The 13,537-nt window shown below is 73.5% G+C and carries 12 protein-coding genes; 6 read left to right on the forward strand and 6 right to left on the reverse strand.

Features of this window, described 5'->3' with window-relative positions; genetic code table 11:
* Positions 1–20 precede the first annotated feature (20 nt).
* Genes ACSNN8_RS36215 through hisI form a run of 3 tightly spaced genes read right to left on the reverse strand, consistent with a single transcriptional unit; the run spans position 21 to position 2,478 of the window.
* Positions 21–578: a Trp biosynthesis-associated membrane protein gene (locus ACSNN8_RS36215; RefSeq protein ID WP_436654682.1), complete on the reverse strand. Its 558-nt coding sequence runs from the start codon at positions 576–578 to the stop codon at positions 21–23.
* Complete coding sequence (locus ACSNN8_RS36220) at positions 575–2,107, reverse strand: anthranilate synthase component I (protein WP_436654683.1); 1,533 nt, start codon at positions 2,105–2,107, stop codon at positions 575–577. The genes ACSNN8_RS36215 and ACSNN8_RS36220 overlap by 4 nt, the downstream gene beginning before the upstream one ends.
* Positions 2,104–2,478 carry a phosphoribosyl-AMP cyclohydrolase gene (hisI, locus tag ACSNN8_RS36225; protein WP_436654684.1) on the reverse strand — a complete coding sequence of 125 codons (375 nt, stop codon included), beginning with the start codon at positions 2,476–2,478 and terminating at the stop codon, positions 2,104–2,106. Before hisI ends, ACSNN8_RS36220 begins: the two co-directional genes overlap by 4 nt.
* 1,890 nt (positions 2,479–4,368) lie before the next feature.
* Here hisI and ACSNN8_RS36230 point away from each other — a divergent pair.
* The 4 genes from ACSNN8_RS36230 to ACSNN8_RS36245 all read left to right on the forward strand — a co-directional run bounded on the left by ACSNN8_RS36230 (position 4,369) and on the right by ACSNN8_RS36245 (position 7,839).
* Positions 4,369–5,628, forward strand: coding sequence for a hypothetical protein (locus ACSNN8_RS36230; protein WP_436654685.1), 1,260 nt, complete (start codon positions 4,369–4,371; stop codon positions 5,626–5,628).
* A 136-nt stretch (positions 5,629–5,764) separates the two neighbouring features.
* On the forward strand, positions 5,765–6,484 hold the full coding sequence (locus tag ACSNN8_RS36235; protein WP_436654686.1) for an ABC transporter ATP-binding protein: 720 nt from the start codon (positions 5,765–5,767) through the stop codon (positions 6,482–6,484).
* Positions 6,481–7,218, forward strand: coding sequence for an ABC transporter permease (locus ACSNN8_RS36240; protein WP_436654687.1), 738 nt, complete (start codon positions 6,481–6,483; stop codon positions 7,216–7,218). The genes ACSNN8_RS36235 and ACSNN8_RS36240 overlap by 4 nt, the downstream gene beginning before the upstream one ends.
* A 9-nt stretch (positions 7,219–7,227) precedes the next feature.
* Positions 7,228–7,839, forward strand: coding sequence for a TetR family transcriptional regulator (locus ACSNN8_RS36245; RefSeq protein ID WP_436654688.1), 612 nt, complete (start codon positions 7,228–7,230; stop codon positions 7,837–7,839).
* On the opposite strand, the gene ACSNN8_RS36250 is transcribed toward ACSNN8_RS36245, so the two are convergent.
* Positions 7,836–8,558, reverse strand: coding sequence for a DUF2470 domain-containing protein (locus ACSNN8_RS36250; protein WP_436654689.1), 723 nt, complete (start codon positions 8,556–8,558; stop codon positions 7,836–7,838). The two genes, ACSNN8_RS36245 and ACSNN8_RS36250, sit on opposite strands and share 4 nt — an antisense overlap.
* A 91-nt stretch (positions 8,559–8,649) precedes the next feature.
* Between ACSNN8_RS36250 and rpsD the strand changes: the two genes are divergently transcribed.
* Positions 8,650–9,258 (forward strand): 30S ribosomal protein S4, encoded by a 609-nt coding sequence (gene rpsD, locus ACSNN8_RS36255; RefSeq protein WP_436654690.1) that lies wholly within the window; start codon positions 8,650–8,652, stop codon positions 9,256–9,258.
* On the opposite strand, the gene ACSNN8_RS36260 is transcribed toward rpsD, so the two are convergent.
* Positions 9,259–11,016 (reverse strand): ABC transporter ATP-binding protein, encoded by a 1,758-nt coding sequence (locus tag ACSNN8_RS36260; protein ID WP_436654691.1) that lies wholly within the window; start codon positions 11,014–11,016, stop codon positions 9,259–9,261.
* On the reverse strand, positions 11,013–12,797 hold the full coding sequence (locus ACSNN8_RS36265; protein ID WP_436654692.1) for an ABC transporter ATP-binding protein: 1,785 nt from the start codon (positions 12,795–12,797) through the stop codon (positions 11,013–11,015). Before ACSNN8_RS36265 ends, ACSNN8_RS36260 begins: the two co-directional genes overlap by 4 nt.
* Before the next feature lie 110 nt (positions 12,798–12,907).
* On the opposite strand from ACSNN8_RS36265, the gene ACSNN8_RS36270 reads away from it, so the two are divergent.
* Positions 12,908–13,516, forward strand: a complete 609-nt coding sequence (locus ACSNN8_RS36270) for a TIGR03085 family metal-binding protein (protein WP_436654693.1) — start codon at positions 12,908–12,910, stop codon at positions 13,514–13,516.
* Positions 13,517–13,537: the final 21 nt, after the last annotated feature.

Below are 13,537 nucleotides of genomic sequence, written 5' to 3' on the forward strand. Positions count from 1 at the left end.
TCACGCCGCCCGGCCGTCGCTCACGTCGTCGGGTCGTCGCCGCGGTCCAGTGACTCCCACGCCGCGCGGTAGTCCGCCGGCGCCGTGGGGTCCCCCTGCCGGGCCCTCAGCGGCTCCGGGTCCGCGCCGCGCGCAGGTCGCTCGTACCGGGCGGACATGCGAGGCCACAGGTGCCCACGCCGGGCCGCCGTCACCCCGCCCGCGGCGATGACCAGGCCGCCGGCGACGCACAGCACGGGCCACAGCGTGCCGCCCGCCCCCGCCGCTCCGATGTCCAGCCCCGCCCGGCCCGCGATCGCGCCGGCCGCCACCCCGGCGCCCACGAGCGCGAGCAGCACGCCCAGCGCGCGCCGCACCCGCCCGTACGTGGCCAGCAACGCCCCCGTGCCCGCCAGCCCCACCAGGGCCAGGCCGATCACCCACGGCGCCACGTCCACGCCCGTGCGGGCGGTGCGCAGATCGGACAGTCCCGGCCGCTGCACCACCTGCACCGACCACGTGCGGGTCACCGCGTACGCCGCGAGCCCCGCCCCCGCCAGGCACGCCAGCAGCGACAGCAGGTAGGAGCGGCGGCTCATCGGGCCGCGCGCAACGTCTCTGCGGAAGCGATCGCGGCCAGCACCGCCGCCGCCTTGTTGCGGGTCTCCTGCTCCTCGGCCGCCGGGTCGGAGTCGGCCACGATGCCCGCGCCCGCCCCCACGTACGCCACCCCGTCCTTGAGCAGCGCCGTGCGGATCGCGATCGCCATGTCCATGTCGCCGGCGAACCCGAAGTAGCCCACCGTGCCGCCGTACAGCCCGCGGCGGGTCGGCTCGAGCCCCTCGATGATCTCCATGGCGCGCACCTTGGGCGCCCCCGACAGCGTGCCCGCGGGGAACGTCGCGGCCAGCGCGTCGAACGCCGACCGGTCGTCACGCAGCTCGCCCGTCACGGTCGAGACGATGTGCATGACGTGGCTGTACCGCTCGATGCGCGCGAACTCGGGAACCTCCACCGAGCCCGCCTTGCACACCCGGCCCAGGTCGTTGCGGCCCAGGTCGACGAGCATGACGTGCTCGGAGCGCTCCTTCGGGTCGGCCAGCAGCTCGGCCGCGAGCGCGTTGTCCTGCTCGGGCGTCGCACCCCGCCACCTCGTGCCCGCGATCGGGTGCAGCAACGCCCGGCGGGTGCCCTCCTCGTCGGCGCTGACCTTCAGGTGCGCCTCGGGCGACGAGCCGACGATGTCGAAGTCGTCGAACCGGAGCAGATACATGTACGGGCTGGGGTTGGTCGCCCGCAGCACCCGGTAGACGTCGAGCGGGTTGGCGTCGGTGGGCCGCTCGAAGCGCTGCGCCACCACGATCTGGAAGCACTCGCCGGCCCGGATCGCCTCCTTGGCCTCCTCCACCGCCTTCTGGTACTCCCCCGGCGCCGTGCGGCTGACCGGCTCGCCGGCCGGCGTGCGCTCCACGGTGGAGATCATCGGCGGGGTCGGGCGGGACAGCGCCGTGGTCATCGCGTCGAGCCGGCCCACCGCGTTGTGGTAGGCCGCCCGCTTCGCCCGGTCGTCCGCGTCCTCGGCGAGCACCGCGTTCGCGACCAGGATCGCCGAGCCGTCGTAGTGGTCCAGCACCACGAGGTCGGTCGCCAGCATCATGCCCAGCTCGGGCAGCGCCAGGTCGTCGCTCGCCGTGCGGGGCAGGCGCTCGATCCGGCGTACGAGGTCGTAGCTCAGATAGCCCACCATGCCGCCGGTCAGCGGCGGCAGATCGCCCGAGGCCGGCCCGTCGGCGAGCGCGGCCACCGTCTCGCGCAGCGCCACCACCGGGTCCCCCGCCAGCGGCACACCCTCCGGCGGCACCCCCAGCCAGGACGCCTCGCCGTCCCGCTCGACCAGCGTCGCCGCGCTGCGGACCCCGACGAACGAGTACCGCGACCAGGCCGCGCCCGAGGGCCCCGCCCCCTGCTCGGCCGACTCCAGCAGGAACGTGCCCGGGCCGCCCGCGAGTTTCGTGTAGACCCCCACCGGCGTCTCACCGTCCGCCAGCAGCCGGCGCGTCACCGGCACCACCCGCCGGCGCTCCGCCAGGAAGCCCGCCTCGTCCGGGAAGACCGCCCCGCTCGTCACGGCGTCACCACCGGCAGCTCGTCGAAGAAGCACGTGCGCTCCCCCGTGTGACAGGCCGCGCCGACCTGCTCGACGGTGACCAGCAGCGCGTCACCGTCACAGTCCAGGGCGACGCTGCGCACGTACTGGTGGTGGCCGGAGGTGGCGCCCTTCACCCAGTACTCCTGCCGGCTGCGCGACCAGTAGGTCGCCCGGCCGGTGGTGAGCGTGCGGTGCAGCGCCTCGTCGTCCATCCAGGCGAGCATGAGCACGTCGCCGCTGCCGTGCTCGCGCACGATGGCCGCCACCAGCCCGTCCTCGTTGCGCTTGAGCCGCCCGGCGATGCCCGGGTCCAATTCGGTCTTCACTGCCACGGCACGATTCTCCCCCATCCACGCCGCCCTCCCTCCCCGCCCTTGCCGCCCCCTGCCTTCTTCCCCCCTTGCCACCCTTATCCAGAGCCCCGCCCACCGGGGGCGGGCCGACCCTACGCGGCGGGGCGGCGCCCGGAGCGGTTGTCCACAGCCGGGGCCGTCGTCCACAGGCGGGCGGTGGGAGCCGTTGTCCACAGCCGGGTGGTGGCCGACGGGCCTCGATCGCGGAGCGGCGCGTCCGGGTCGGGCTCGCGGAGGCGGCGCGGACGGGCCTCGGTCGGGGAGGGGCGCCTTCGGGCCCGGCTCGCGGAGGCAGCGCGGACAAGCCGCGGTTCGGGAGCGGCGTGTTCCGGCCGGGCTCGTGGAGCGGCGAGGACGGGACTGGCCGGCGTAGACGGCGCGGACAGAACTCGGTCGCGAGGGGACGCGCTCGGATCCGGCTCTCGGAGCCGGTGGACGGGCCTCGGTCGAAAAGCGGCGCCGACGGGCGGAGCGGCGAGGACGGGACCGGCTGGCATAGGCGGTGGGGACAGGGCTCGGTGACGGGGCGAGGCGTTCGGATCCGGCGTGCGGGGGCGGTGCGGACAAGGCTCGGTCGTGGGGCGGCGGGCGGTCGTCGGGGCCGGTGGAGGGGGCCGGGCGAGAGGGATGTGCACGGGTGGGCGGGTCGTGTTTGACGCGGCGTCGTTCATGGTGGGGAGAGGCGGGACGGGGTGTCCGACGCGGCCCACGATCCGGGCACGGGGGATGCCTCGGCGGGCGCGGGACGGTACCGTCGTCGTGCGTTGCACCCAGCCAAGGGTGCCGACAGCCGCCTCGCGAGAGGGTTACCGCAGCTCACGACAGCGGGGTGGCGGTGCCGGAAGCGACGGGAGTCACAAACCGATGGAGCCGACGTCCCACCCCGACAACGGACGGTCGACGCGCGGCCTGGCCCGATTCTGGCCGGTGCACCGCGACGCCGGGGATGAGGCCGTCACGCCCGATTCGCCCCCGATGCCCGGCACACTTTCGGGTGAAACCGAGATGGTGGCGCTCGGTTCGCGCATGACGCCCGAGCAGCTGGGCACGGAAGAAGGTCCGGTCAGCGGAGCACCGTACGGGTCGCAGCCGCCCGTGACGCGGCCCACGCTCGAACAACCGGTGCTCGGCCGGCCCGGCGCTGCGCTGCCGCCTTTCGCGTCGGCAGCTCCCGGCCCCGGCGGCCCGCCGACCGGCAGCCCGGCGGGCACCCACGGGACGAACGGCACGCGCGGCATGAGTGACGGCCCGGCCGGCGGTCGGCAGGACGGTCCCTTCGGCGGCGTACGGAATGGCTCCTTCGACGGCTTCGGCGCCGGCTCGGCAGCCGGCACGCCCGGGGCCCACGCGGAGGGCTCGCTGAACAAGCCGGGGCACGACCCGCTGGACGCGCCGGGGCACGACCCGCTGGAGGATGACCCGCACCATGGCGGGCCGGGACACGGCGGGCCGGGCAGGGGCGGGCCGGGCAGGGGCGGGCCGGGCAGTGGCGAGCCGGGATACGGCGGGTCAGGCAACAGCGGGCGGAGCAGCGGCGAGCCGGACTATGGCTGGCCGGGCAACAGCGGGCCGGGCAACAGCGGGCCGGGCAGGGGCGGGCCGGGATACGGCGGGCCGTTCGGCAGGCCGGCAACCGGCGCAGCGCACAGCCCGTGGAGCGCCCCGCTCGACGGAACGACGATCAGATCAGGCAACGGACCGCTCGACGGCTCGGGAAACGGATTGGCGAACAGCGTGTCGCACGGCGCAGACAACAGCCCGGCGAATGAACCGGTCAGCGGACCACCCCGCCCGGTCAGCGGACCTCCCCGGCCGGCCAGCGGCCTGCCGGGCCAGGTGAGCGGAGCCCCCCGCCAGGCCGGCGGGCCGTCCCCGGTGAACGGCCAGGTGAGCGGACCACCCCGCCCGGCCGCCAGCTCGGTCAGCGGACCGCCCCGCCCGGCGAACAGCCCGATCAGCGGACCGCCGCGCCCGACCAACGGCCAGGTCAGCGGCCCGCCGCTGCTCTCGTCGGAGGGCCGGGACGGCGAGCAGGCGGAGCGCGAGGACGACACGCTCGTGGAGTCCGGACGGGTCAACGCCTGGGACCGCGACTTCGGCGGCTTCGGGCTCGGCGGGCGCAACGGCCGGTTCCTGTTCGGCGGCCGCAACCAGGCCGAGCCGCGTCCCGGCCTCAACGGGCACGCTCCCGCCGAGGTGAACGGGCGGACGAGCGAGGACGACGGCGGTGACGGACGTACGGGCGAGGACGACGGACCCGAGAGCCGCCGCGCCGCCGCCGGCTGGGCGTCCGTGCCCACCTCGACGCACCCGATCGTCGAGCCGGTCTCCAGCCCGCCCACGTCGAACGCGCCGGTCTCGGCCGCGCCGGTCTCTCCCGGCCCGTCGTTCGGCGGAGGCGGAGCCGGAAGCAGCGGAGTCGGTAGCGGCGCAGCCGGAGTCGAAAGCGGCGGAGTCGGAAGCAGCGCAGGAGGAAGCAGCGCAGGAGGAAGCAGCGCAGGAGGAAGCAGCGCAGCCGGAAGCAGCGCAGCCGGAAGCAGCGGCGCAGGCGGCGGCTACGGCCAGCCCCCGGCGTACACCCCGGCCCTGCCCGACCCGTCAGCCGGTCCGGTCTCGGGGGTGCCCGCGCCCCGCGGCGCGGCCAGCATCCCGGTGCCCGTGCCGAAGCCGCAGGCCGCCGAGCCGGCCCACGTGGACCTCACCTTCAACGGCGACCTGCCGCCGGCCCGGGCCACCGAGCCGGAGGATGACGCCGACCGCCCGCGCCGCTCGGCCAGCCTGGAGGACGCCGAGCCGGTCCGCCGCGGCCGCCGCGCCGCGGAGGAGACCGCCGAGGGACGCGAGGAGGCGCCGCTGCGCCCGGGCGACGTCGCGGCGGGGAACATCGCGTTCTGGGACGACGACGCCGTCCGGCACTTCCGCGCCGCCTGGCACGAGGTCAAGGCCGAGTTCGTCGACGACCCGGAGAACGCCCTGACCCGGGCGCACGACCTGCTCACCGACGCGGTCAACGAGCTCACCGAGGCGCTGCTGGCCGAGCGCGACGAGCTGGACCCGCTGCGCGGCAACGGCAAGCCCGACACCGAGAGCATGCGGATGGCGATGCGCGGCTACCGCGAGTTCCTGGATCGCATCCTCGCGCTCTGACCAGGCGAAACAACGCCCCCGGCCCCGCAGAGGGACCGGGGGCGTTTGCGTATGCCGCAAAAGCGGGCCGTGGACCGCGCCACGGAATTCATCTAGCGTTGAGTTCATCAACCGTTGAATTCCAGGGAGGACCCCCATGGGCGCGATCCTGATCGACGACCTGGTCGTCGATCGCGGCAAGAGAACAGTGCTGCACGGCATCTCGTGCGACATCCCGGCGGGCTCGGTCACGGGCCTGCTGGGCCCGAGCGGCAGCGGCAAGACCACGCTGATCCGGGCGGTCGTCGGCGTGCAGATCGTCCGGTCCGGCGCCGTGACGGTGCTGGGCCACCCGGCCGGCAGCGCGCCGCTGCGCCGCGAGGTGGGCTACGTGACCCAGGCGCCCAGCGTCTACGCCGACCTTTCCGTACGCGAGAACGCGCGCTACTTCGCGGCCCTGCGCGGCCTCGGCGCCGCCGACGCCGACCGCGCGATCACCGACGTGGGCCTGGGCGGCGCCCGCGACCAGCTCGTCGGCAACCTCTCCGGCGGCCAGCGCAGCCGCGCGTCGCTCGCGTGCGCGCTGATCGGCGAGCCGCGGCTGCTCGTGCTCGACGAGCCGACCGTCGGGCAGGACCCGGTGCTGCGCGCCGACCTGTGGAGCCGGTTCCACGAGCTGGCCGCCGCGGGCACCACGCTGCTGGTCTCGAGCCACGTCATGGACGAGGCCGGCCGCTGCGACCGCCTGCTGCTGATCCGCGAGGGCCGGCTGATCGGCGACGACACCCCGTCCGCGATCCGCGCGACCGCGGGCACCGACGACCTCGAAGAGGCTTTCCTCCGACTGATCCGCGAGCGAGAAGAGGTGGCGGCATGAGTTTGCACATCACGGTGGCGACCGCGGGACGCATCCTGCGGCAGCTGCGTCATGACAGACGTACGGTCGCGTTGTTGATCGTCGTGCCGGCGCTGTTGCTGGCACTCCTCTATTTCATGTACGACGATGCGGGCGGCACGTTCGACCGGATCGCGCTGACCATGCTCGGCATCTTCCCGTTCGTCATCATGTTCCTGGTGACCAGCATCGCGATGCTGCGCGAACGCACCACCGGCACCCTGGAACGGCTGCTGACCACCCCGCTGGGCAAGCTCGACCTGCTGTTCGGCTACGGCCTGGCGTTCGGGCTCGCGGCGGCCGTGCAGGGCGTGGTCGCGACCGCCGCGGCGTACTGGCTGCTCGGTCTGCAGACGACCGGGAACGCCGGGCTGGTCGTCGTCATCGCAGTGGTCAACGCCGTGCTCGGGGTGGCGCTCGGCCTGTTCTGCAGCGCCTTCGCGCGTACGGAGTTCCAGGCCGTACAGTTCCTACCGGTGGTCGTCGTGCCGCAGCTGCTGCTGTGCGGGCTGTTCGTGCCGCGCGGGCAGATGGCCGGCTGGCTCGAGGTGATCAGCAACGCGCTGCCGCTGACGTACGCGGTGGAGGCGCTCACCCAGGTGGGTGTCTCGGCCGGTGCGACCACCACGATGTGGCGCGACCTGGTGATCGTGGCCGGCGCGACCGTGGTCGCGCTCGTGCTGGCGGCCGCGACGCTGCGACGGCGTACGCAGTGAGGAGCTCGATTGGCACGGCGCAGCGGGCGGCGTCCCGGCAACCAGGACACGCGGACGTCCATCCTGGAGGCCGCCCGGGCGAGCTTCGCCGAGAAGGGGTACGACAAGGCGTCGATCCGTGCGATCGCGGCTGACGCCGGGGTCGATCCGGCCCTCGTGCACCACTACTTCGGCACCAAGGAGAAGCTGTTCCTGGCGGTGATGAACGCGCCGATCAACCCGGGCGAGCTCATCCCGCAGGCGCTCGCCGGTCCGCGGGAGCAGGCCGGCGAGCGGCTGGTCCGCACGGCCCTGGGGGTGTGGGACTCGTCCGCGGGCGCCGCCGCGCTGGCCGTCTTCCGCTCGGCGTTGAGCAACGAGTGGACGGCGCGGCTGCTGCGCGAGTTCGTGGTCACCCAGATCCTGCGCCGGGCGGTGGGCGAGATCATCGAGGACCCCGCCGAGGCGCCGATGCGGACGGCGCTGGTCGCCACCCAGATCGCGGGCACGATGGTGGCCCGGTACGTGCTGCGGATCGAGCCGCTGGCCAGCGCCGACGCCGACGTCCTGGCGATGGCGATCGGCCCCAACATCCAGCGGTTCCTCACCGAGCCGATGCCCGAGGTGTTCAAACAGGACTAGCTCGGGCAGCGGTGGCAGAGCACCGGGTGCAGCAGGTGCGCGAGGTCGTGGCGGTCGGTCACCGGGCGCGGGAAGGCGAGCCGGGCCAGCTTGTCGTCGAGCCGGACCAGGAAGCCGTACCGGTCCATGCGCACCACCCGCGGCTCGGCGACCGGCTGGAACGTCTTGCCGAGCTGCCGGCGCACGTACGCGCTCATCTCGGCCTCGTGGTGGTCGGCCAGATCGGCGATCAGGTCGAACTCGATGCGGCTCAGCGGGTCGGGCGTGGCCTCGGCGAAGTCGTCCACGTCGACGTCGTGCAGGTTCTCGTTGCGCTCGTACCGCACCTCGGCGACGTCCATGCGGTGCAGCACCTGGCCGGCGCCGACGTCGAGCAGGTCGCCCGACGCGTCGACCTCGGCGTAGTCCAGCGCCGCGGCGCGCGCCTCGTCACCCTCGAGCCTCGACGCCCAGCCGGAGATCCACACGCGACCGAGGGCGGGCGAGCCGGCCATCGGCGGCACGTCGGAGATGTCGAGCACCATCGCCGTGTCGTCGCCGTCCTGCGGGCGCAAAGCGGCGGTCAGGGCGCCCTCGGCCGGCGAGAGCAGGAGCACCCGGCCGTTCGCGTCGGTGACGTGCCGCACGGGGAGCGGACCCGGGCGGCACGCGATGTGCGCGACACCGGGCAGGTGGCCGGCGGCGAGCGTACGCGCGACCTCGGCGTGGGTGGGCTGCATGGTCAGGACCTCCGGGCACACGTTAGGCTTGCCTTAGTAAGGTGAGGCTAACCGTAACACCAGCCCCAAGCGCAAGTGACTCGGAGACTTCATGAACAACTCGCGACCCAAGGCCAAGCTCTCGCGGGCGCTCGGCATCCCCCTGACGCCCAAGTGCGTGAAGTACTTCGAGAAGCGGCCCTTCCCCCCGGGCGTGCACGGGCGCAGCCGCCGCAAGGCCTCGGACTACCAGGTCCGGCTGCTGGAGAAGCAGCGGCTGCGGCACCAGTACAACATCAGCGAATCCCAGATGCGCAAGGCGTACGACGACGCCCACCGCGCCGAGGGCAAGACCGGCGAGACGATGGTGAGCCTGCTGGAGCGCCGGCTCGACGCGACCGTCATGCGCGCCGGCCTGGCCCGCACGATCTACCAGGCCCGCCAGCTCGTCGTGCACGGCCACTTCACGGTCGACGGCAAGAAGGTGGACCGTCCCGGCTACCGGCTCAAGCCGGGCCAGGTCGTCGAGGTGCGCGAGAGCAGCCGGCAGAAGCCGCCGTTCCAGATCGCCGCCACGGGCGCCCACCTCGACGGCCCCACCGCGCCGTACCTCTCGACCGTGCTCGAGGAGCTGCGCACCACCGTGCTGCGCGTGCCCGAGCGCTCCGAGATCCGGGTCCAGTGCGACGAGCAGCTCGTCGTGGAATTCTATGCCCGCTGATCAGCGGGTTTGCTCCAGCCACGAGGCGTAGAGCTTGGCGTAGATGGAGCCCTCCTGGGTGACCAGGTCGGCGTGCGGGCCGCGTTGCACGACGCGGCCCGCGTCGACCACGATGACCTCGTCGGCGGACTGGGCGGTGGACAGGCGGTGCGCGATCGCGACCGTCGTGCGGCCGCGGGTCACGGTGTCGAGCGCGCGCTGCAGCCGCACCTCGGTGGCGGGGTCGACCGCGCTGGTCGCCTCGTCGAGCACGAGCAGGTCGGGGTCGGCCACGTACGCCCGGACCAGCGCCACCAGCTGCCGCTCGCCCACGCTGAGCGCCTCGCCGCGCTCGCCGACCGGGGTCTCCAGCCCGTTCGGCAGCCCGGCCAGCCAGTCCGCGAGCCCCAGCTCCACGAACGCGTCCCGCAGCTGCTCGTCGGTCAGCGACGGCACGGCGAACCGGATGTTCTCGGCGATCGTGGCGTCGAACAGGAACCCGTCCTGCGGCACCATCACCACCCGCGACCGCAGAGCCGAGAACCGTACGTCTCTCAGCGGCGTCCCGGAGAGCAGAACCTCGCCCTCCACCGGGTCCATCAGCCGGGTGAGCAGCTTCGCGAAGGTGGTCTTGCCGCTGCCGGTCTCGCCGACCACCGCGACCTTCGTGCGCTCGCGCAGCGTCAGGTCGACGTCCGCGAGCACGGTCGGGCCGCCCGGATAGGCGAACGACACGTCCGCGAAGCGCACCGACAGCGGGCCCGCGGGCAGGTCGACGCCCACCTCGTCGGGGTCCTTGACGTCGGGCTCGAGGTCCAGCACGTCCAGCACGCGGCGCCAGCCGGACACCGCGTTCTGCGCCTCGTTGAGCATGTCGGTGGCGATCTGCACCGGCTGGATGAACAGCGTCACCAGGAACAGGAACGCGGTGAGCCGCCCCACGGTCAGGCCGCCGTCCGCGCCGATCAGCACGCCGACGACGACCACCGCGGCCAGCGCCAGGCCGGCCCCGATCTCGCCGCTGGAGAAGCTGGTCACGCTCGTGCGCAGCGCCCGCTGCTGGGCGACCCGCAGCCGGTCGATCGAGGTGTCCAGCCGCTTGCCGGTGCGCCCCGCCACCCCGTACGCCCGGATCACCAGCGCCCCCACGACGCTCTCGGCGATGGCGCCCAGCATCACGCCGGTGCGTTCCCGGACCGCGCCGTAGACCGCGGCCAGCCGCTTCTGGAACAGCCGGATGATCGCCACGGAGGGCCCGAACGAGAGCAGCACCACCAGCGTGAGCTGCCAGGAGTACACGAACATCACGATCGTGGAGACCAGCAGCTGGCCGCTGGCGAGCAGCAGCTGCACGCCGCCGGTCTGCAGGAACTGCGAGATCTGGTCGACGTCGCTGGTCACCCGGGACACCATCGTGCCGCGCCGCTCGGACTGCTGGTGCAGCATCGACAGGTCGTGGATGTGCCGGAACGTCCGCGAGCGCAGGGCGCCCAGCGCCGTCTCGCTGACCGTGAACAGCCGCCGGGTCATCAGGTAGCCCGCCAGCGTCGAGATCATCAGCGCCACGAAGGTGAACGCCACGACCACCACGACGAACTGCAGGTCGGGGCCGCCCGCCGCGCGGATGCCGTGGTCGATGCCCTGCTGCACGGCGATCGGCACCGCCACCCGGCCGGACATCTGCACCACGGCGAGCGCGATCGTGCCGCCGAGGCCGGGCCGCAGCTCCGGCGACAGCGCGAGACCACGCCGTACGGTCGCCATCGTGCCTTGGCTCATGCTTCCACCCGTTCCGCTTCGGCTTTCTCGTAAGCCGTGACGAGATCGACGTATCCCGGATGGTCCGCCAGCAGCTGTGCATGTGTGCCGGTGGCGACGACCTTGCCCTGCTCCAGGTAGACCACCTCGTCGGCGAGCGCGATCGTGGCCCGCCGGTAGGCGACCACGAGGATCGACGCGTCCGCGTCCCCGCCGCGCAGCGACGCCAGGATGGCCGCCTCGACGCGCGGGTCGACCGCGCTGGTCGCGTCGTCGAGCACCAGCAGCCGCGGGCGCCCGGCCAGCGCGCGGGCCAGCGTGAGCCGCTGCCGCTGCCCGCCGGACAGCGACGTGCCGCGCTCGCCGACTGCCGTGTCGAGCCCGTCGGGCAGCTTCGCCACGAAGCCGTCGGCCTGCGCGAGCCGCAGCGCCGCCCAGACCGCCTCGTCGTCCACGCCGTCGCGTTCCAGCGTGATGTTGCCGCGCACGGTGTCGTCGAACACGAACGGCAGCTGCGGCACCAGCGCGGCGGCTCCGGTCAGCCCGGCGATCGACAGCGAGGGCAGCGGCGCGTCGTCGAGGGTGACGCGGCCGGAGTCCGGGTCGACCAGGCGCACCGCGAGCGACGCGATGGTCGACTTGCCCGAGCCGGTCGCGCCGACCAGCGCCACCGTCTTGCCGGGCGGCACGGCGAAGGACACGTCGTTGAGAACCAACGGCCCGTCCCCGTACGCGTAGTCGACGTGATCGAAGCGCAGGGTGGCCGGGCCCGTTCCGGCCGGGACAGCCGAGCCGTACGCGAGATCGCCCTCGGCGGAGAGCACCGCCTGCACCCGCTCCCAGCCCGCGACGCTGCGCGGCAGCTCGCCGACCACCCAGCCGATCGCGCGCACCGGGAACGCCAGCACGGTGAACAGGAACGAGACGGTGACCAGCTCGGTGACGCTGACCGCGCCGTTCTGCAGCCGCCACGCGCCGAGCAGCAGCACGGCGAGCGTGCCCATGCTGGGCAGCGAGTCCATCAGCGGGTCGAACAGGCCGCGCAGCCGCCCCACCGCGATCAGCGAGTCGCGCAGCTCGTCGACGTGCACCTTGAAGCGGCGCGACTCGTCCTCCTCGCGCCCCATCGTCTTGACCACCAGCGCGCCGTCGAAGCTCTCGTGCGCCACCGCGCTGACCTTGGCGCGCATCTGCTGCGCCTTGATCTGCCGCGGCGACATGTAGCGGGAGTAGACGACGTTCATGCCGAACAGCGCCGGGAACAGCGTGACGCCGACCATCGCGAGCACCCAGTCGGTGAGGAACAGCGCCACCACCGCGGCGAAGATCATCACGATCGTGCCGACCGCGAACGGCAGCGGCGCGATCGGCACGAACGCCGCCTCGACGTCGGAGTTCGCGTTGGAGAGCAGGGTGCCGGTGGCGTGCCGCTGGTGCCAGGACGGCGGCAGCGACAGGTACCGCCGGGTCACCGCTCGGCGGTAGCGCGCCTGCAAGCGGAACTGCATCCAGCCCGCGCCGAGGCGGCGGCCGAAGATGCTCGCCACCCGCAGCACGCTCAGGCCCAGGAAGGCCGCGGCGATCAGCGCAAGCGTGCCGGCGCCGGTGGAGCCGGTGGAGAAGGCGGGCACGACGACGCGGCCGATGACGGCGCCCACGACGTACGAGTTCGCGATGACGAGGAGGCCGAACAGGCTGCTGCCGGCCACACCGACGGCGAACAGGCGTGGCTCTGTCCGGATCGCCTGGCCCAGCACGCGCAGTCCCCGTCCCAGCACATCGCGGCTGGACCTGGTGCTCAAGTTTCCTACCCGACTGGTAAGTGTTCGCCGGCGTTCCCGGCCTTACTTGTCCATCCTGCCGAACGGTCCGAGATCGTTCACCTTCGTAACATGTGTCTACGATCACGTCCGTGACCGCCTACGCCCGACGCGAACGCCGCCTGCTCGCCGACCTGCTCCTGCGCCTCGGCCCCGACCAGCCCACGCTCTGCGCGGGGTGGACCACCCGCGACCTCGCCGCGCACCTGGTGGTGCGCGACCGGCGGCCCGACGCGGCAGCCGGAGCAATGATCCCCCCGTTGCGCGAGCACGGCGAGCGAGTTCGCCTGCGCACCGCCGCCCGGCCGTACGAGGAGGTCGTCGGCGAGGTGCGGACACCGCCGTGGTGGAGCTTCGCCGGCAACCGGCTCACCGACGAGGCGGTGAACACGATCGAGTTCTTCGTGCACCACGAGGACGCGCGCCGCGGCCGGCCCGGCTGGGAGCCGCGCGTGCTGGACCCGGGCTTCGAGGCCGCGCTGTGGCGTTCCGTGCGGCTCACCGGCAAGCTCGTGCTGCGCCGGGCGGGCGTGCAGGTCACGGTCACTTCCCCGGGGTACGGGTCGTTCACCGTCGGCGGGAACCCGGCGACCACGCTCTCGGGGCCGCCCGGCGAGCTCGCGCTCTATCTGACCGGGCGCGGCGCCGCCCGGGTGAGCATCGAGGGCGACGGCCTGGAAGGCGTCCGGCTCGGGCTCTGAATTGGCCCAAATGATCCGTGC

This window comes from Actinoplanes sp. URMC 104 (assembly GCF_051386375.1).
Taxonomy (GTDB): domain Bacteria; phylum Actinomycetota; class Actinomycetes; order Mycobacteriales; family Micromonosporaceae; genus Actinoplanes.